At 71.9% G+C, this 17426-nt stretch carries 16 protein-coding genes and 3 pseudogenes; 9 read left to right on the forward strand and 10 right to left on the reverse strand.

Translation table 11 applies throughout. The features are described 5' to 3' along the window. Positions 1–21: 21 nt before the first annotated feature. Complete coding sequence (locus tag KKZ08_RS01485) at positions 22–285, reverse strand: acyl carrier protein (RefSeq protein WP_223772676.1); 264 nt, start codon at positions 283–285, stop codon at positions 22–24. A 174-nt stretch (positions 286–459) separates the two neighbouring features. Between KKZ08_RS01485 and KKZ08_RS01490 the strand changes: the two genes are divergently transcribed. The 4 genes from KKZ08_RS01490 (at position 460) to KKZ08_RS01505 (ending at position 3950) form a co-directional block, all read left to right on the forward strand. Next, positions 460–1914 carry a CoA transferase gene (locus tag KKZ08_RS01490; protein ID WP_223772677.1) on the forward strand — a complete coding sequence of 485 codons (1455 nt, stop codon included), beginning with the start codon at positions 460–462 and terminating at the stop codon, positions 1912–1914. A 121-nt stretch (positions 1915–2035) separates the two neighbouring features. Then, positions 2036–2593: a carboxymuconolactone decarboxylase family protein gene (locus tag KKZ08_RS01495; protein ID WP_223772678.1), complete on the forward strand. Its 558-nt coding sequence runs from the start codon at positions 2036–2038 to the stop codon at positions 2591–2593. 138 nt (positions 2594–2731) lie between these two features. Continuing rightward, entirely contained in the window at positions 2732–3127 is a 396-nt protein-coding gene (locus KKZ08_RS01500) for a hypothetical protein (RefSeq protein WP_223772679.1), read from the forward strand. Positions 3128–3203: 76 nt separating this feature from the next. Further along, positions 3204–3950: a DUF1838 family protein gene (locus tag KKZ08_RS01505; protein WP_223772680.1), complete on the forward strand. Its 747-nt coding sequence runs from the start codon at positions 3204–3206 to the stop codon at positions 3948–3950. 15 nt (positions 3951–3965) lie between these two features. Here KKZ08_RS01505 and KKZ08_RS01510 read toward each other — a convergent pair whose 3' ends face one another. Next, the gene (locus tag KKZ08_RS01510) at positions 3966–5174 is read right to left on the reverse strand and encodes an ABC transporter substrate-binding protein (protein WP_223772681.1); all 1209 of its coding nucleotides are present in this window, start codon (positions 5172–5174) and stop codon (positions 3966–3968) included. Positions 5175–5401: 227 nt separating this feature from the next. Here KKZ08_RS01510 and KKZ08_RS01515 point away from each other — a divergent pair, with 227 nt between their 5' ends. Further along, positions 5402–5854, forward strand: a complete 453-nt coding sequence (locus KKZ08_RS01515; RefSeq protein ID WP_223772682.1) for an SRPBCC family protein — start codon at positions 5402–5404, stop codon at positions 5852–5854. A 397-nt stretch (positions 5855–6251) separates the two neighbouring features. Then, the gene (proP, locus tag KKZ08_RS01520) at positions 6252–7796 is read left to right on the forward strand and encodes a glycine betaine/L-proline transporter ProP (RefSeq protein ID WP_223772683.1); all 1545 of its coding nucleotides are present in this window, start codon (positions 6252–6254) and stop codon (positions 7794–7796) included. Positions 7797–7840: 44 nt separating this feature from the next. Here proP and KKZ08_RS01525 read toward each other — a convergent pair whose 3' ends face one another. The 4 genes and pseudogenes from KKZ08_RS01525 to KKZ08_RS38905 all read right to left on the reverse strand — a co-directional run. Continuing rightward, entirely contained in the window at positions 7841–8812 is a 972-nt protein-coding gene (locus KKZ08_RS01525; protein WP_223772684.1) for an RICIN domain-containing protein, read from the reverse strand. A gap of 393 nt (positions 8813–9205) precedes the next feature. Beyond that, the gene (locus tag KKZ08_RS01530; RefSeq protein ID WP_223772685.1) at positions 9206–9544 is read right to left on the reverse strand and encodes an SDR family oxidoreductase; all 339 of its coding nucleotides are present in this window, start codon (positions 9542–9544) and stop codon (positions 9206–9208) included. 255 nt (positions 9545–9799) lie between these two features. Beyond that, positions 9800–10459, reverse strand: coding sequence for a response regulator transcription factor (locus KKZ08_RS01535; protein ID WP_223778872.1), 660 nt, complete (start codon positions 10457–10459; stop codon positions 9800–9802). Between the two features lie 351 nt (positions 10460–10810). Next, a pseudogene (locus KKZ08_RS38905) lies at positions 10811–11437 on the reverse strand (histidine kinase dimerization/phosphoacceptor domain-containing protein); the annotation flags it as partial. Between the two features lie 251 nt (positions 11438–11688). Between KKZ08_RS38905 and KKZ08_RS01545 the strand changes: the two are divergent. Continuing rightward, positions 11689–12415, forward strand: a pseudogene (locus KKZ08_RS01545) (AAA family ATPase). Between the two features lie 2 nt (positions 12416–12417). Beyond that, the gene (locus KKZ08_RS01550; RefSeq protein WP_223772686.1) at positions 12418–13134 is read left to right on the forward strand and encodes an ABC transporter permease; all 717 of its coding nucleotides are present in this window, start codon (positions 12418–12420) and stop codon (positions 13132–13134) included. Positions 13135–13162: 28 nt separating this feature from the next. Here the strand turns inward: KKZ08_RS01550 and KKZ08_RS01555 are convergent, their stop codons facing one another. The 3 genes from KKZ08_RS01555 to KKZ08_RS38565 form a co-directional block, all read right to left on the reverse strand. Beyond that, complete coding sequence (locus KKZ08_RS01555) at positions 13163–14020, reverse strand: alpha/beta hydrolase (RefSeq protein ID WP_223772687.1); 858 nt, start codon at positions 14018–14020, stop codon at positions 13163–13165. Between the two features lie 148 nt (positions 14021–14168). Further along, on the reverse strand, positions 14169–14750 hold the full coding sequence (locus KKZ08_RS01560) for an XRE family transcriptional regulator (RefSeq protein ID WP_223772688.1): 582 nt from the start codon (positions 14748–14750) through the stop codon (positions 14169–14171). Between the two features lie 110 nt (positions 14751–14860). Then, the gene (locus KKZ08_RS38565) at positions 14861–15277 is read right to left on the reverse strand and encodes a hypothetical protein (protein ID WP_263303325.1); all 417 of its coding nucleotides are present in this window, start codon (positions 15275–15277) and stop codon (positions 14861–14863) included. A 44-nt stretch (positions 15278–15321) separates the two neighbouring features. Here KKZ08_RS38565 and KKZ08_RS01570 point away from each other — a divergent pair. Next, positions 15322–15812, forward strand: a pseudogene (locus tag KKZ08_RS01570) (DinB family protein). 21 nt (positions 15813–15833) lie between these two features. Here the strand turns inward: KKZ08_RS01570 and KKZ08_RS01575 are convergent. Then, positions 15834–17267, reverse strand: coding sequence for an FG-GAP and VCBS repeat-containing protein (locus tag KKZ08_RS01575; RefSeq protein ID WP_223772690.1), 1434 nt, complete (start codon positions 17265–17267; stop codon positions 15834–15836). Between the last annotated feature and the right edge of the window lie 159 nt (positions 17268–17426).

Consider the following 17426-nt stretch of genomic DNA (forward strand, 5'->3'; position numbering starts at 1 on the left):
CCTCCGGTCAGGAAGTGTGGTTCACGCGCAGAGGTGGTCTATCAACTGACCGGCGGTCGGGTGACCGAAAAGAGCGGCCGTCGAAATCTCACACTCCAGTTTCTTCTCCAGGGAAAGCTTCACCTCACTCAGTCTCAGCGAGGTCATCCCCAGGTCGAGGAAGCCCGCGTCCAGGGGGAACTCGTCCTGCGGGGTCATGAAGAGAGCGCTTCTGAACTCCCCCACGACCAAGGTCTCCACGAGCTCCCGACGCTCGTGCTCCGGCAGGAGCCTCAGCTCCTCCATGGCGGGAAAATCATGCGACACCCACGTCACCGCCTCTCTGCGAATCGACTGCTGACCGAAATCGAAACAGCCGTTCCTGATAGTGACCTGATAGCCGACTGATGACTCCTGATGACGGCCGACGCATCTCTGCGGGTTGGTTTATCCACGCCGAATCGGTGTTATGTTTCCGGCATGAACGAAAATGAATTCGATCTGGTCGATGAATTAGACAGGACACTCAAGACGCTGGGCCTCTCGCGCCATGACGCGGTCAGCGACCTCGTCGTGCGCAGTCAGGACCCACTGGTGCCGTCCACCATCCGGCTGGGCTCGGCCATGGGCATAGCCCTGCTGTCCTCCGCCGTCGGTGCCGCACAGATCTGGCAGGCCGCGACAGGGCGCCGGCAGCGCCTTGGCCTGGACCTCGGGCAGGCGCTGCACCAGCTCACGCCCTACCTCGGCGGCGGCAACACCCTGAACGGCTACGGCTCGAACATGGGCAGCGTCCTCGGCCTCGACGGCGCCCCCGCCCCCGCCCTGTGGGACCTGTACCGCACCGCGGACGACCGCTGGGCGATCCCGATCGCCTGTTACCCGCACACCCGCGACACCTTCCTCGACCTGCTCGGCACCGCGCACACCCGCGAGCACATCGGCGCGGCCATCGCGGGCCGGGTCTCCTGGGAGCTGGAGGAGGAGGCGGCCACCCGTGGGGTGCCCCTGGCGATCGTCCGCAGCAGGGAGGAGTTCCTCGCGCACCCCCAGGGCCGGGCGGTTCTCAGCGAACCCCTCGTGGCCGTCGAGCGGGTGGGCGACGCCCCGCCGCGTCCGCTGCCGGCCGGTGACCAGCCGCTGTCCGGTCTGCGCTCCTTGCAGTTCACCCATGTCTTCGCGGGCACCGCGGCCGGCCGGGTCCTCGCCGAACAGGGCGCCGACGTCCTGCACGTGTGCGAGCCGAACGCCTTCGACCACGACCTGTGCTGGAACGAGACGGGCGTCGGGCTGCGCTCCGCCCGGCTCGCCCTGGACGCCGGCGGCGACGGCCGCCGCACCTTCGACGAACTGCTGCGCGGCGCGGACGTCTTCGTGCACAACCACCGGCCCGCCAAAATGGCCCGGCTCGGCCTGACCCCCGAGGAGTGCGCCGAGATCTCCCCCGGCATCATCCACGTATCCGTACGCTGCTACGGCCACAGCGGACCCTGGCAGGACCGCGGCGGCTTCGACCAGCACGCCCAGGCCCTGACCGGCGTCAACTGGAGCGAACGGCAGGACGGACGCCCCCAACTGCCGCCCGGCCGCATGCTCAACGACTACCTGGCCGCCTATCTCGCCGCCGCCGGCGTGATGAGCGCGGTGCTGCGCCGCGCCCGCGAGGGCGGCAGCTACCGGGTCCGGGTCTCCCTGGCCGGTGTCGCCAACTGGGCCTGGCAGCTGGGTACGTTCACGCGCACGGAGTCCGAGCGGCTGCTGCCCCCGACTCCGCTGCCGCCGCCCCGCCGCCTCACCCGGACCACCCCGCTCGGCGACCTGTCCCTGGTCGCCCCGCCGGTCAGCCTGAGCGAGACCCCGCCCGCCTGGCGCGGCCAACTCCTGGTCCCCCGCGGCTCGTCGCAGCCGCGCTGGTACGACGACCGGGCGGCCTGACACCCCGCGCCCACGACCGCCACGCCCTCCTCACCCCCGTCCCCGCCCAGCCCGGCCCGTCCATGCATCACCCACCCCGCGCCGACCCCACACCCGTCGGCCCCGGCCAAGGAGCCCTCACATGTCCCGCATCCCCTGCCTCGACACCGAGGCCCTGCCCGAAGCCCTGCGCTCCCTCAGCCAGGGACGCATCATCAACGTGTACCGGATGCTCGGTCACGCGCCCCGGTCCGTCACGCAGATAGCCCGCCTGGGCGCCGCGCTCTTCGCCGACGCCAGCCTCAGCGCGACGGACCGCGAACTGCTCATCCTCACCTACGCCACCGTTTTCGAGGCCGAGTACGAGTGGGCGCAGCACGTCCCCATCTCCCGCGCCGTGGGCGTCACGGACGCACAGCGCGAGGCCGTGCGCCACACGCGGTACGACGCCGAGGTCTTCACCCCGGCCCAGCAGGCGCTCCTGGACTTCGCCGCGGCCGCGGCCGCCTCACCCCTCGTGGACGACGCCCGCCACGCGGCCGTGGCCGCCCACTACACGGAGGAACAGATCGTCGAGACCCTCGTCCTGGCGGGCTTCTACTACTTGTTGGCCCGTGTCTGCACCGTCCTGGACGTCGAGATCGACGCGCCGGAGACCGACGAGCTGGTGCGCATGGCACAGACGATGCACAGCCACTGATCCCGGGGCGGCGCAACGGCGGCCACCGACCGGACCGGACACGTGAAGTGACGGGTCGATGACTTTGCGTAGTACCCTGACTTGCCGTCAGCGTCCCGGCCGGACACGTCTCGTCGGCCTCTTCCGAAGGAAATCCTCATGCGTCGCACTCTCGTAAGCGCCTGCGCCGTTCTGTCGGCATTCGCGGCCTCGGTGCCGGCCACCGCCATGGACCGGGCGCAGGCGGCCCCCAGGGCCGCGCAGTGCGGAAGCCACAAGGCCGCCTGGGTCGGCACCTACAAGCACGCGACGCAGCGCGGCACCTTCGAGTTCCGGAAGAACGGCACGGCCACCCTCACCTCACGTAGCGGAGAGGTACGCGCCTTCACGTTCCGGGTGGTCGAGTACGCGAACGACGGCTGGCGCGCCCGCCTCTCGTTCGCCGACAACGGCCGGCGCCTGGCCGACCTCGTCCCCCGGTGCGACTCCCGGCAGGTGCCGGCTCGCGTCAGCCGGTTCGACATGCTCGGCCGGGCGGACTTCGTGCGCGCCTGAGTCCCGGGCCGTCGCTTTTCGGCCCTTGCCGGGCGCGTGCCGCCCGGCCGGGCGGTGATCGCGCAGAGTACTCCGTATGACGACACCCTCGGAGCTGCTCCGCTCCTTCGCCCGCACCCGCGCCTCGCTCGACGGGGAGGAGGTCACGTACTGGTGGTCCGGAGACGTGTACTCCTGGGCCCCCGACGAGCCCTACCAGCACGTCTTCGGCTTCGAAGGGCTGAACGTCGCGCGCCTGGTCCAGGACGCCGAAGCCGGCCCCGACGCCTACCAACTGCTCACCCGCGAGGCCGGCTTCTATCTGGACCCCACCAGCCGCGAGATCCTGGAGACCTGGCGGGACCTGCCCGTGGTGCACATATGGAACGACCCGGCGAACCAGAGGTGGCGCCCCTTTCCGATCCCGACGACCGAGCTCGGCGGACAGGTCTGCTTCAGCCTGGAGATCCCGCTCGCCTATCCTTCGCCGCTGCCGGTGGCGCAGTATCCCGTGCACTCGGGCGGCGACACGTACAAGGCCCTTGAGCTCTTCCAGTTCTTCGCCGAGCGCGCCGACCTGGCCGGCCCGGCGCCGAGCGTGCCGGCCACCATGTCGTGGAGCCGGATGTCGCCGTGGCTCCCGTGGATGGCCCGCGGTCAGCGGCCCGGCGGCCTCACCTTCCACTGCCGGGGCCGCAAGCTCGGCTCGTACGCCGAGGTGCCCGAGCGGACCCGGGCCTACGTCGCCGGGCGCCACCCGGAGTTCGCCCGGGCACCGGAGAAGTGGAGCGAGCCGAACGAGACCAGCTGGACGTACTTCCGCAAGCTCCACCCGCCGAAGTAGCCGCCCGCCCCCGGCTCAGGCCGTCCTGAGGTCACCGTTGACGCGGACGCCCTCCGTCCTGCCGGGGGTGACGACGACGAGTTCGTAGTCGTGCCGGGTGCCGGGCTGCCACTGACCGCCGGCCAGGGACACGGTGGCGACGTTGGGTACGGGCCCGCTGGTCCAGTCGAGAGGGCCGGCGATGGTGTCCAGGCGGCTGCGGCTCAGGGCGGCGGCCACGGACCGGCGGTCGGTGGGGTCGTCGGCGGTCGTCAGTGCGTGCGCGGCGACCTCGAACAGGGCGTGGGCGAGGCCGAGAGGCTGCGACCACTGTCGTCCTGTCGTCTGCTCGTACGTCTCGGCGAGTTGGGCCGCGGTGGTTCCGTCGAGGGACGAGCGATAGGGGTGGGCCGGGGTCCAGTACACGAGGGTGGCCACGTCGGCCTGGGCGGACTGGCGGCCGCTGACGGCGGGGGACGGCGGGTAGGCCAGCCATCGTGAGCAGGTGATCAGGCGGGGCTGCCAGCCGCTCTCGGCGGCCTGGGCGCGGAAGAGCGCCAGGTCCTGGCCGGTGGCCGCGCTGGTGACGAGGGTGGCGCCGGCGTCCCGGAACGCGGTGATGTGCCGGTCGAGGTCCACGGCCGGCTCCTGGTAGGGCCCGGGCTCCACCAGCCGGTGTCCCCGCGCGCGGGCGGCCGGTGCGAATCCGTGCCGGGGGTGGCGTGACCAGGCGCCCTGCGGGCCGTCGTTCCACAGGCAGCCCACCGTCTGGCGTCCTGCCCCGCCGGCCTGTGCCCACAGGTCGGCGAAGGTCTCGGCGATGTCGTCCAGTCCCCAGCAGAAGTGGTACGTCCAGTCGAAGGGGCGCGCCGGGTCCCCTCCTCGCCCGTAGTAGTAGACCTGCCAGGGGAAGGTGCTCGACAGGCACGGCACTCCGATGATCTCGCAGGTGTCCGCGACGGCCGGCAGGACCTGGGTTCCGGCCAGGGTCACGATGATCGCGGCGTTCTCGTCCTGAACGAGTTCTTTCACCGCCTGCCGTGCGCCGTCGGCGGACGAACGGCTGTCCCGGCCCACCAGCCGGATGCGGAAGCCGCGGGGGCCCGCCGCCGCCAGTTCTGGTGCCAGCAAGGTCATGGCGAAGTCCAAGGGGTCGCCAAGACTGGTCAGCCGTCCGGTGCGGGCGACGACGACCCCTACCGTGAGGACCCGCTCTCGTCCGCCGCTGCTATCGCTGTCGTTCATCCTGTGTCCTCGCTGTGTACGAACCGTCCGAGCCGACACTCCCCAGCGATCGGCGGGCGCAAGAGGGCCGAACGAGTGATGCGAGGCGGTGCCCCGACGCGGCGGCCGATCGGGCGCGACGGGAGTGAAAGCGCGGGCCCTGGGCACTCGCGGGGAGAGGAAAACGACGCACACCCCGGCCCGGCAAAGAAGCGGCCGGGCGAGTTCCACGAGGAAAGGTGTCATCCGTGTCGCAGGTCGAGGAATCCATCGAAGTCAACGTGCCGGTCCGTACGGCGTACAACCAGTGGACCCAGTTCGAGACGTTCCCCGAGTTCATGGAAGGCGTGCAGCGGATCGAACAGCGCACCGACACGCTCACTCACTGGGTGACGAAGATCGACGGTGTGGAGCGGGAATTCGACGCCACGGTCACCGAGCAGATCCCGGACGAGCGCGTGGCATGGACCACGGTCGACGGGCAGGCCAGGCAGGCGGGCGTCGTCACCTTCCACCGCCTGGACGACGCGCGTACGAAGGTCATGCTGCAAATGGAGTACGCACCCGAGGGCCTGGCCGAGACGGTCGGGGACAAGCTCGGCTTCGTCAAGCGTCAGGTCGCCGGTGACCTCGGGCGGTTCAAGAAGTTCATCGAGCAGCGAGGCGGTGTGGAGACCGGCGCCTGGCGCGGCGAGGTCTGACCGCCCGCGCCTGTCGGCCGCATACGTGAGGGGCCCGTCCGCGCTGTACGCGGACGGGCCCCTGTGTCGAGCGCCGGGCAGGCCTTGCACCTGCATTTCCCCGCAGGAAGCGGGGCGTCTTTCCTTGGACCACCGACGCATCGCCGGCCACCGCGAGTCGCGGCGACCAGTTCAAGATCCACTATAGCGCAGCCACGGGTCCGCGCGGCCCCTCCCGCCCGAAGCGTCGGATTTGCCGGTTTTTCCGGTGCGGCCTAATTTTGCGTGGATACAGCTTTTTCTCGGCGGACAAGAGGAGAAAAGCTCCATGGTGAAAGGCCTTCCGCGTGGAAAGGCCCGGCAGCCTCGTGGGCCGGAGGCGGACACGGCGCGCTCGTCACGTGCCGCGACGGACCGTATGGCCCGTACGTTGCTGCGCCGCCGGAAGAAGGCGCTCAGTGCCGAGGATGTGATGGTCTCGGACCGTCCCAAGGTGCGGCGCGCGGTGACAGCCGCCGCGCTCGGCAACACCATGGAGTGGTTCGACTTCGGCGTCTACGCCTATCTGGCGGGCACGATCGGCAAGGTCTTCTTCCCCTCCAGCTCGCCGGGCGCCCAAGTCGTCGCCACCTTCGCCACGTTCGCCGCGGCGTTCCTCGTCCGGCCCCTCGGCGGGCTCGTGTTCGGGCCGCTCGGTGACCGCATCGGCCGGCAGCGGGTGCTCGCCGCCACCATGATCATGATGGCTGTGAGCACTTTCGCGGTCGGCTTGCTGCCCACGTACGCCTCGATCGGGTTCGCCGCCCCGCTGCTGCTCCTCCTGTGCCGACTGGTCCAGGGCTTCTCCACCGGCGGCGAATACGCCGGTGCCACCACCTACATCGCCGAGTACGCGCCCGACCAGCGGCGCGGATTCCTCGGCAGCTGGCTCGACTTCGGCACCTTCATCGGCTACTCGCTGGGCTCCGGCCTGGTCACCGTCCTCACGCTGACGCTCGGGACGGACGGCCTCGAGAGCTGGGGCTGGCGCATTCCCTTCTTCGTCGCGGGGCCGCTCGGACTCATCGGCCTGTACATGCGCGTGAAGCTGGAGGAGACGCCCGCGTTCCAGCAGGAGGCGGCGTCCGCCGCGGCCGAGCGGGAAGCCGTCCATGAGCGGGGGGAGAACGACCCCGTCGAGCAGGCCCGCCAGTCCGGCAAGGGCCGCCTCAAGGAGATCTTCACGCGCCACTGGCAGGCGGTCCTGATCTGCATGGGGCTGGTACTGCTCTACAACGTCACGAACTACATGGTGACGTCGTATCTCCCCACCTTCATGACGGTGACGTTGGGAGAGAGCGACACGACCGCGCAGCTGCTGGTGCTCGGCACCATGCTGCTGGTGGCGCTCGCCATCACCACCGTGGGCCGCAGTTCGGACCGGTGGGGCAGGCGCCCGATGTTCATGGCCGGCAGCATCGCCCTGATCGTGCTCGCCGTCCCGGCGTTCCTGCTGATCCGGAAGGGCGGCATCCTGATGCCCGCCTTCGGCTGCGCGATCCTCGGTCTGCTCCTGGTCTGCTTCGCGGGCACGGCCGCGGCCACGCTGCCCGCCCTGTTCCCCACACGTCTGCGCTACGGCGCCCTGTCGATCTCGTACAACATCTCCGTCTCCCTCTTCGGCGGCACCACCCCGCTGCTCGCCTCCTACCTGGTCGACTCCACCGGCAACACGCTGGTCCCCGCCTTCTACCTGATGGTTGCGGGCGCGATCGGCCTGCTGTCGACGTTCTTCCTGCACGAGACGGCCGGACGGCCGCTGCGCGGCTCCGGGCCCATGGTGGAGACGCACGGCGAGGCCCGCGAGATGGTGGCGCGCAGCCGGGCGGAGGCGGGGCGTCACGCGCGTGACGTGTGGCTGCGCCTGTGGCATCCGCGTGGCGGGCGGCACCACGGCAAGGGTTCCGGCGGGCGTGAGGACTGACGGGGAGTGGCTCGCCCCTCACGCTCGCCGACGCGCCCTCGCACCTACGCGGTGGCCCGGCCCTCCCCTCCCCCGCCGATCCGCCATTCCTGACCGCGTTCGGGGCTGCGCTCCCAGAACTCCGCGAGAGCCCCGTCGGCCGTGACCGGCGGGCGGATCCCCACGTACTGGCGCAGGAAGTGGTTGCTGAGCGCGTACACGCCCGGGCTCTGTTCCTCCATGGACCACCTCTGGTACGGGTAGCCGTCGCACGTGGCCTGTTTGGCCTGGCTTCCGTTGGCTCCGTTCGTGTCCCGTGTCGCCATCAGGCACTTGTCGCTGTTCACGTTGACGATCGCGACGCTTCCGCCGCCCAGCACCACGATGCGCCAGGTCTCGTCGGCGCTGCCCGAACAGGTCCGCTGCACGGCCCATGCCAGTTCCGCGTGGCCCGCGTCGCGCATCCCCAGGCAGTTCCCGCTCGCGGAGTTCACGATCGTGGTACGCCACTCGTGCGGCGGCCGGCGCTGCTGGAACCGGATGCCCGCCGCGCCCGCGCAGGTCAACTGCCGCAACTCCGCACGGTCGGCCGTCGACGCGTCCGCGATGCCCACGCAGGCGCGCGGGCTCGCCGTCACCGGCTGGAGCCAGGCGCCCTCCCCGCTGTCCACCATGCGGAAACTGGCACCGGGTTGATCCCCGCACCTGCCCTGCCGGACCGGCGCGCCGTCAGCGGGGCCGGAGTCCGCGACGGTCATGCACAGTCCGCTGGAGCCATTGACGACGTGCACCAGGTCCGACCCCATGGGCGACTGTCGCAGGGTCCACAGGGCCCCGCGCTTTCCCGCGCAGTTGCGCTGGCGCACCGGTTCGCCGCTCTCCGCCGAGCCGACCTCCAGGCACATTCCGCTGTGCAGCGCGACGATGTTGATGTCGGCGCCGCCGTCGGCCGCGGGCGCGGCACGGTCCCCGGCGGCCGCCGGGCCCGCCGAGACGGTGGAGGCCGCCAGTATGCCGCAGGCGATCCAGGCGGCCATGGAAGCCCACCTGGACGGCGTCCTCCCGTGCTCGTACGTCTGTCGGCGCATCTGTACGTCCCTTCCTCGGCTCCGTCGGCTTCGTCGGCCCGGAACGATCCCGGACGGACGCGGAGCGTAGAGGAGGGCGTTGACGGGACGCTGACACCGTCTGTTCCGCGAGGGCTGGAACGTGGCGGTCGAAGAAGCGGCCGCTGAAGGTCCAGCCGTGGATCAGGACCAGTGGTCTGCCGGCTCTGGCCGGAGGGCGCCGGTGGCGTCGATGAACTTGGTCAGTACCGGGACCCGGGATGCCGGTCTTGCCGAGGCGGCGGGCGATGGCCTGGCCGCCGAACACCAGGGGTTTGGCCGTCACCGTCAGCCGCAGCGGGTACAGGGCGGCGCCGGGGTCGCTCACAGGATCGGCTGTCCACCGATGACCGCGATCCGGGCCCCGGAGACGTAGCTCGCTTCGTCCGAGGCGAGCATGACGTGGACCGGTGCCCGCTCCGCCGGCTGGCCCGGCCGCCCGAGGGGGACCTGGGAACCGAAGCTCTCCACCTGCTTGGTCGGCATGGTGGAGGGGACGAGCGGCGTCCAGATGGGTCCCGGCGCCACGCTGTTGGCGCGGATGCCTTTGGCGCCGAGCATCTGCGACAGGGAGCCGACCATGTTCGCGATGCCCGCGCCTGCTGCCGGCGGGGCTGGGACATGGTGGCGCCTGGGATTCGATCGGACGGACCGGAGGCGCACGACCCGTGCTCACCTGCCGACCGACGGCTCGCCATGGGAGCAGCTCGACCGTCGTGGGGGCCGCCGAGACCAGGGCCAGGACGTGGCTCCCGGGGACGGCCGTGAGCAGCGCGGCGCCGATCGATTTCGGCATCGCCCCCGGACCGAACTGCGCGCCGCGCAACTGTCCGTGCTGCGGGGCGTCAGCCGTGCCACGGACGAGCCAGTCCCGCGGGCGGGCGCGGTTCGGTCACCGGACTGCACGGGCGGGTGCCGCTACTCGTCCGCGCCCGCGGTGATGAAACCCGACTCGTACGCCGTGATGACGGCCTGGACGCGGTCGCGCGCGCCGAGCTTCGCCAGTACCGCGCTCACGTGCGTCTTGACCGTCTCGGTGCCCAGGTGCAGCTCGGCGGCGATCTCCGCGTTCGTCAGGCCGCGCGCGACGGCCCGCAGCACCTGGCCCTCGCGTTCGGTGAGCGCGGCCTTGGCCAGTGCGCTGCGCGCCGACGCGTTGCCGTGCGCGGCTGCCAGGGAGCGCAGCGCGGGCGGGAAGAGCAACGACTCGCCCTCGGCGACGATCCGTACGGCGTGCACGATCTCGGTGGGCCTGGCGCGCTTGAGGAGAAACCCGTCGGCGCCGGCGCGCAGCGCCCCGTAGACGTACTCGTCCTCCTCGAACGTGGTGATGACGAGGATCCTCGGCGGGTCGGCGACCGTCCGCAGCACGGCCCGGGTCGCCTCGATGCCGTCCATCAGCGGCATGCGTACGTCCATGGCGACGACGTCCGGCTTCAATTTCCCCACCAGGGGAATGACGGCGGCGCCGTCCGCCGCCTCGCCGACGACCTCGATGTCGGGCTGCGCCTCCAGGATGGCGCGCAGTCCGGCGCGTACGAGCGCGTCGTCGTCGACGAGCAGGACGGTGATCGGCATGTGGATCACTGTAGCGGCAGGCTGACGTGCACCCGCCACACGTCGGTTGCGCACCTCCAACTCCGGCCAGCTGTCGAGGACTTCGACGCGTACGCTCACCGGAACCGGGCCCGCGTGCCGCAGTACGTTGGTGAGGCACTCCTGAAGCATGCGGTAGCCCTCGCGCGAGACCGGGCCGGGCACGGCGCCGAGGTCCCCGCCGATGTGGGCGTTCACGGCGGCCCCGGGGCCGCGCGCCGACTCCACCAGCCGTCCGGCGTGCGTGAGCGTGGGCCGCTGCGCCGTCGGGTCGGCGTCCTCGCGCAACAGCCTGAGGACGCGGTGCAGTTCGGTCAGCGCCTCGCGTCCGGTGTCCTCGATGGCGGCCAGTGACCGGTCGGTGAACTCCGGTGTCCCGGCCGCGCGCGCCGCGCCCGCCTGCACGACGGCGATGGTGAGCGCGTGCCCGATGATGTCGTGCAGTTCACGGGCGAGCCGGGTGCGCTCCAGCAGCCGCTCGGTCAGCTCCTCCAGTTCCGCGAGCCGCTCCGCCGGGGACGGGCCGAGGAGCCGGGGCGCGAGGCCGGCCATCAGCGTGCCCGCGCCCCGGACGACGGCTACCAGCGCGGCGCCGGACACGGGGGCCAGCAGCGGGTACCACCAGCCCCATCGGCCGGGCAGCGGCATCGGCGCGGGCCCGAACGGCGGCCACAGGGACGGCATCAGGAGCCCCAGTGTCAGCCCGACGCCGTTGAGCGTGACGACGGTGACCCCGAAGCCGAGCCACAGCCGCAGGGTCAGCCAGACGAACACCCGCCACCGGTCGCCCCACGGGTCCGAGGGCGAGCCGGCGATCTCCGGCGCCGGGTGCTCGTGCGGTGCCTGCGGTCCGGGGTAGCGGAGCAGCCGGGCCTGCATCGTCTCGGCGACCCGGGTGCCGGGGACGAACGCGGCGAGCGCGAGCAGCGGGAGCGGCGCGAAGAGCAACAGCTGCCACATGCCCGCGCTGGGGTCCGCGAGGCCGGGGAAGGCGACTTTCGACCACCCCGACGGCGGCCACCGCGCCCATGAAGAGGTGCAGCCACCGGGTGTACGTGACCGCGCGCGACACGGTCCGCGGCAGCCGATGGAGACGCTTCATGAAGGCCGTGATCCCAGCGGGGCAAGGCAGTTGCCTCCCCCGCGTGGGGGAGGACTTTCCCTCCGCCGGGGGAAGCGGGCGCCTGGCCGCGAACGGCAGTGTCGTCACCATGACAGCCATCGATGTGAAGGACCTGAGCAAGGTCTACGGACAGGTGCGGGCGGTCGACCACCTCACCTTCTCCGTACCACCATGCGTCTGATCCTCGGCCTCGACCGCCCGAGCTCCGGCACGGCGACGATCGGCGGCCGGCCGTTCACGCGGCTGGACGAGCGCCGCATGGTTCCCGCACCGCCCAGTCACCTCCTGGCTCTCGCCGCGAGCAACCGCATTCCCGCGGCCCCGCTCGGCGACCCTCAGGTGCTGCTCCTCGACGAGCCGTCGAACGGCCTCGACCCCGAGGGCATCATCTGGATCCGTGAGCTCATGCGCCGCCTGGCGCGGGAGAACCGCGCCGTGCTGGTCTCCAGCCATCTGATGGGCGAGACGGCCTCCTTCGTCGACCACCTGATCGTCCTCGGCAAGGGCAGGCTGTTGGCGGACACACCGACGAAGGACTTCATCGCGGCCCGGATCAAGGCACGTGTCCGGGTCGTACGACGGAGCCCGCCCGCCTGCGTCAGGTGCTGCTGCGGCACGGCCACACTCCCGTCGATGCGGACGACGGACGCATGCTGATCGACGGCGCCCGGATCGAGGCCATCGGTCCGCTGGCCGCCCAGGAAGGCATCGCCTTGCTCGAACTCGCTTCCGAGGAGGCCACGTTGGAGCAGGCGTACCTCGATCTCACCTCCACCGCGACGGAATTCTCCACCCGAGCCCCGCAGGAGGCCTGACCATGTCCACCGCGGCCGTACTCCGCTCCGAGTGGATCAAGATCAGGACCCTGCGCGGCACCGCGTGGTCGCTGCTGGCCGTCTTCCTGCTCACGGCCGGCTTCGCCGTGGCGGCCAACGCGGCGCTCGGCGACTCCGAGGCGGACAGCGCCGACTTCGACGCGCTCTTCTCCGTCTTCCTCGGTCTCAACCTCGGCCAGATCGCGGCGATCTCCTTCGGCACGATGGCCATGTCGTCCGAGTACCAGGGCGGAGCCATCCACGCGTCGCTGACGGCGGTGCCGAACCGGAGCCTGTTCTACGCGGCGAAGCTCGCGAACGTGGCAGGGCTCGCCCTGGTGATGGGCCTGGTGACGACGTTCGTGTCGTTCCTCGGCGGCAGCGCCTTCCTGGGCGACGCGGCGCTGAGCCTCGGCGACGGGGACGCGCTGCGCGCCCTCGCGCTGATGGCGCTCTTCGCGGCCGGCCTGACGGCGGTGCTGCGCAGCGGCCTCGCCGTGCTCAGCATCCTGATCCCGTTCATCCTCATCGTCTCCATGATCCTGGGCGAGACGTCGGGTTCCCTCGCCGACTACCTCCCCGACCGTGCCGGCCAGCAGGTGCTGTACGTGGACCCGCCGAGCGACCTCGCGCCCTGGGCGGGTCTCGGGGTGACGGCGCTGTGGACGGGCGCGGCGGTGCTTGCGGGGTGGTGGTCCCTGAGACGCAGGGACGCGTGACCCCTTTACCGGGTCGCGTTTGCGGGCCTCACCGAAGGAAGTCGGCGAGTGCGGAGGCCAGGGCTTCGGGTGCCTGTTCGGCGACATGGTGCCCGGAGTCGATGCCGTGCCCGCGGACGTCCGTCGCCCACCGGCGCCAGATCGCGAGGGGATCGCCGTAGAGGTCCTCCAGGTCGTCCTTGAGCGACCAGAGAACCAGCGCCGGGCAGTCGACGCGTGTGCCGGCCTCCCGGTCGGCTTCCTCGTGCCGCCGGTCGATGGTGAGACCGGCGCGGTAGTCCTCGAGCATCGCCCGCACCACGTCGGGGTCGCGGGTGGCCCGCCGCCACTCGTCGTGGTTCTCCACCCCCATGACCTCCGGATCGCCGCGGTACCAGCTGTCGGGGTCGGCGGTGATGACCCGTTCGGGGATGTCCGGCTGCGCGAAGAAGAACCAATGCCACCACTGCGTGGCGAACTCGGCGGTGACGCGCGACAGATGCTCCGTCAGCGGCAGACAGTCCAGGAACGCCACTCGCGAGACGGCGTCGGGGTGGTCGAGCACGAGGCGCAGCGCCACGCTGCCTCCGCGGTCGTGTCCGGCCAGCGCGAACCGCGGGTGCCCGAGGCGGCGCATGACGGCCACCACGTCACCGGCCACGGCGCGCTTGGAGTAGCCCGCGTGATCCGCCGTGAACCGCGGCCCTCTGGAGCGTCCGTAGCCGCGCAGGTCCGGGCAGACGACCGTGTGACCGGCCGCCACGAGCCGTGGCGCGACCCGGTGCCACGTGGCCGACGTACGGGGATGCCCGTGCAGGAGCACCACCGGCGGGCCGTCTCCGCCGTACCGGACGAAGAGGGACGCCTCGCCGACTTCGACCCGCGTCTCCTGGAACCCCTCGAACACCTCGGCCTCCTCCAGCCATGGCCGGCACACCGCTTCCTGCCGCAGGTTCCTCCTCCTGCCCCGGCGGCCGAAAACCATGCGCCCGGCGGAGACAGCCGTCGGCCGGACTTCGGACCGCGGAAGCCTGCGGCGGCGTCCCGGTCCCCGGCTACCGGGTGGGGTGCGCGCGTACGTGTGCCCGCTCGCCCTGCGGGCCGAACAGGACGAGCGTTTCGACCGCGTGCCCGTCGGCCGAGCCGAGCCAGTGCGGCAGCGCCGTGTCGAACTCCGCGGCCTCGCCGGGCGACAGGACGACGTCGCGGTCGCCGACCAGGAGCCGCAGCCGTCCGTTGAGGACGTACACCCATTCGTAGCCACCGTGTGTCTGCGGCGTCGGGAGCGCCGGTTCCGGGCGGCTCGGGATCAGCATCTTGAACGCCTGTACCCCGCCGGCCCGGCGCGTGAGCGGGATGTACGTCATGCCGTGGCGGTGCACCGGCCGCAGGTGGATGCGCGGGTCGCCGGTCCGGGGGGCGCCGACGAGGTCGTCGAGGGGCACCCCGTACACGCGTGCCAGCGGCAGCAGCAGTTCCAGGGTCGGCCGTCGCCCGCCGCTCTCCAGCCGGGACAGCGTGCTTTCCGAAGTCCCCGTCGCCGTCGACAGGTCGGCCAGGGTCAGCCCGCGCTGCTTCCGCAGGGCGCGCAGGCGGGGCCCGACCGCGTCCAGCACCTGATCCGTCTCGCCCGCCACGCCGCCCGATCATGCCATAACGGCAATTTTCCGTGCTCAACAGTCCGTGGGTGCTCGACAGTCCTCGCGAAGGAGAGAGAAGAAGAGAGGGAGGGAGAAGAGATGACCGCTCAAGACAGGGCCGACGACTCCTGGGACGAACTGCCCGCGGTACGGCACTGGCCCCCGCCGGGTGCGCGGCCGGGGAGGACACCCTCTGGTTCGCCGCCCGCGACCGGCGGATGACGGCGGCCGACATCTCCGCCGGCGCCGTGCGGGAGTTCCAGCAGCGTGCCCGCCCGGCGGAGGACCAGCACATGGCCGACGACGGTCGCGTTGCTGCCCTCGGGGCCCGTGGCCGGCCGTTGAGGGGTGCCGGCACGTTCGAGCGACCGCTCCGAGGCGTCGGGTGCCGGTTCCTCGGCCGCTTCCGGGGGCGACGGGCAGCCGACGTCGGGGTCGCGGCTCCACGACCACGGCGCCGTGGAGCCACGGCCGACGACGAGCCGGCCGCCCGGGTGCTCCGATCCCGCGGCGGTCCGCGGCACGTGGGCGCGGTCCAGGGCGGACGGCCGGACCCCGGGGCGCGGCGATGAGCGTCGGTCGGAAACGGGACGCCGGTCCGCCGTCGACCGGCCCCGGCGAGAAGGACGTACTCACCGGCTTCCTCGACTATCTGCGCGTCTGCGCCACGGCCAAGGCCGAGGGCCTGCCGGAGACCCGGGCCCGCGCCCCCGGTGTGCCGTCGGGGACGAATCTGCTCGGGCTCGTCAGGCACCTCACCTACGTGGAGCGCCACTGGCTGCTCGGTGAGAGCGTCCGGGACTGGCAGCGACGTTCCGGCCCACCCCGGGCGACACCGCCGAGACCGTCCTCGCCGCCTACCGGGAGACCAACGCCGCGGCGAACGAACAGATCGCGTCCTGGGACGACCTCGGAGCAGCGGGCCCCCGTCCGGCCGGACACGGCAGACGAGCCCCGTCCCGTCGCTGGACACTGACCCACCTCATGGAGGAGACGGCACGTCACGCGGGCCGCGCCGACATCCTGCGGGAACTGACCGACGGCACGGCCGGGCGCTGAGCCCTGCGACGGCGCCGTCCCTCAGCCCAATTCCCGGGCCGTGAAGTGGCGTTGGTACCGCAGCCCCTCCCCCGTGCCGCGCAGCACCCAGAAGGCGTCCAGGTCCCGCTTCTTCGTGTCCAGGAAGCCGGGGGCGCCGACCACCACGTCCAGGTGCTCGTCCCCGTCGGTGTCCAGGAGTGGGCCGACGACGGTGATGTGGTTGCGGGTCGGGCCCCGGGCGGGGGCGGGGGTGTCGCTGCCCGGAACGCCCGGGCTGTCCAGGCTGGTCGCGCGCACGGCCCCGGTTTCCGCCGCGAGCAGGTCGGGGACCAGCCAGACGACGCCGTTGCTGTCGTTGGCGCCGGTCGCCGAAGTGACCAGATCGGTCCTGCCGTCGCCGGTGACGTCGCCGAGGGCGGTGCCGCCCATGCCGCCGTACTGCGTCGTGTCGGTCAGTCCCGGCGCGGGGCCGGTGCTCACCCAGTCCCGCTTGCCGCTCTCGGGTCCGGAGCGGGTGCTGAGCCGGTATCCGGCGCTCAGCTTCTTCTTTGACGCGAGGAAGCTCGCCCCGTACAGGTCGTCGATGCCGTCGCCGTCCACGTCGCCCGGCTGTCCTTCCATGCCCGGGTCCGGCCGCTCCCGGCGCTCGGGCGCCGTCAGCCCTCGGGGTCCGCCGCGCAGATAGTGCAGACCTCTGACCGTCACATCGCCGTCGCCCTCCATCCGCGGGTCGCTCCCGTGGAACCACAGTGCCAGGTCGGTGGCCTCGTCCCCGTCGAAGTCACCGGCCAGGGAGCGGGCCGGGATCGAGTCCGGCCAACGGCCGTTGGTCAGATCCTGGCGGCGGGCGGGCGCGCCGTCGCGTTTGAGGGGGCCGTACCAGACCGTGCCCTCCGGGCCCGTGGCGCCGCCCGGGACGAACAGGTCGGCGTTGCCGTCCCCGTCGAAGTCACCGGTGGCCGTCGGGCTTCTCGGCGCCCCGGCGAGCGGCTGCGGATCGCCCACGCCGCGCGGACCGCCCCAGAGCACGGTCGCTCCGCGGTGCTCGGGTGCCTGGACGAGGTCGGTGTAGCCGTCGTGGTCCAGATCGGCGCGGAACAGCCGCGTCTCCTCCGGCCCCGTCTTCGCGGCCGGCTGGGGGACCACGGTGCGCAGGCGCGGGTCCAGTCCGGCCGCCGAGCCGTACACCACCACCAGGCTCCGGCCCGCCACCATCGCCGCGAAGTCGTCGTAGCCGTCGCCGTTGAGGTCACCGGGGCGTGGGCGCGCCGAGGGCTTCCCGGCCGGCGGCCGCTCGGCCCGCGACCGGGCGGCGTGCTGCCCCTCCTTGTCGCCGCCGCCTTCGGCCGGACGATCCGCGGTGCCGCACCCTGACGCCACCAGTACGGTGGCCAGTGCCGCGGCGGCGTACGCCAGCGGACGCCCGGCGACGCGCACCGCCGTGGGCGCCGGGGTCCGAGGTCCGCGGGCCATGGCTCTGTCCCGCCCGGCCCTCGACGCCGCCACGAGCCGCGACGTCTGCGCCTTCCGTTGCCCTTGCTCCAGCCGCTTCACGGGACCTCGCACGTCACCGACGCCAAAACACACTTGACCACCGGCAGGGCGGAAAGGTTGCCGTCAGAAGCGAATCGC

Origin of the sequence: Streptomyces sp. 135 (genome assembly GCF_020026305.1) — a bacterium.
In the GTDB taxonomy this organism is placed as follows: domain Bacteria; phylum Actinomycetota; class Actinomycetes; order Streptomycetales; family Streptomycetaceae; genus Streptomyces.

Excerpts from the sequence above, each read along its gene's own strand:
- KKZ08_RS01485 (WP_223772676.1), bottom strand. The coding sequence starts at position 285 with ATGGAGGAGCTGAGGCTCCTGCCGGAGCACGAGCGTCGGGAGCTCGTG.
- KKZ08_RS01490 (WP_223772677.1), top strand. The coding sequence starts at position 460 with ATGAACGAAAATGAATTCGATCTGGTCGATGAATTAGACAGGACACTC.
- KKZ08_RS01495 (WP_223772678.1), top strand. The coding sequence starts at position 2,036 with ATGTCCCGCATCCCCTGCCTCGACACCGAGGCCCTGCCCGAAGCCCTG.
- KKZ08_RS01500 (WP_223772679.1), top strand. The coding sequence starts at position 2,732 with ATGCGTCGCACTCTCGTAAGCGCCTGCGCCGTTCTGTCGGCATTCGCG.
- KKZ08_RS01505 (WP_223772680.1), top strand. The coding sequence starts at position 3,204 with ATGACGACACCCTCGGAGCTGCTCCGCTCCTTCGCCCGCACCCGCGCC.
- KKZ08_RS01510 (WP_223772681.1), bottom strand. The coding sequence starts at position 5,174 with ATGAACGACAGCGATAGCAGCGGCGGACGAGAGCGGGTCCTCACGGTA.
- proP (WP_223772683.1), top strand. The coding sequence starts at position 6,252 with ATGGCCCGTACGTTGCTGCGCCGCCGGAAGAAGGCGCTCAGTGCCGAG.
- KKZ08_RS01525 (WP_223772684.1), bottom strand. The coding sequence starts at position 8,812 with ATGGCCGCCTGGATCGCCTGCGGCATACTGGCGGCCTCCACCGTCTCG.
- KKZ08_RS01535 (WP_223778872.1), bottom strand. The coding sequence starts at position 10,459 with ATGCCGATCACCGTCCTGCTCGTCGACGACGACGCGCTCGTACGCGCC.
- KKZ08_RS01550 (WP_223772686.1), top strand. The coding sequence starts at position 12,418 with ATGTCCACCGCGGCCGTACTCCGCTCCGAGTGGATCAAGATCAGGACC.
- KKZ08_RS01575 (WP_223772690.1), bottom strand. The coding sequence starts at position 17,267 with ATGGCCCGCGGACCTCGGACCCCGGCGCCCACGGCGGTGCGCGTCGCC.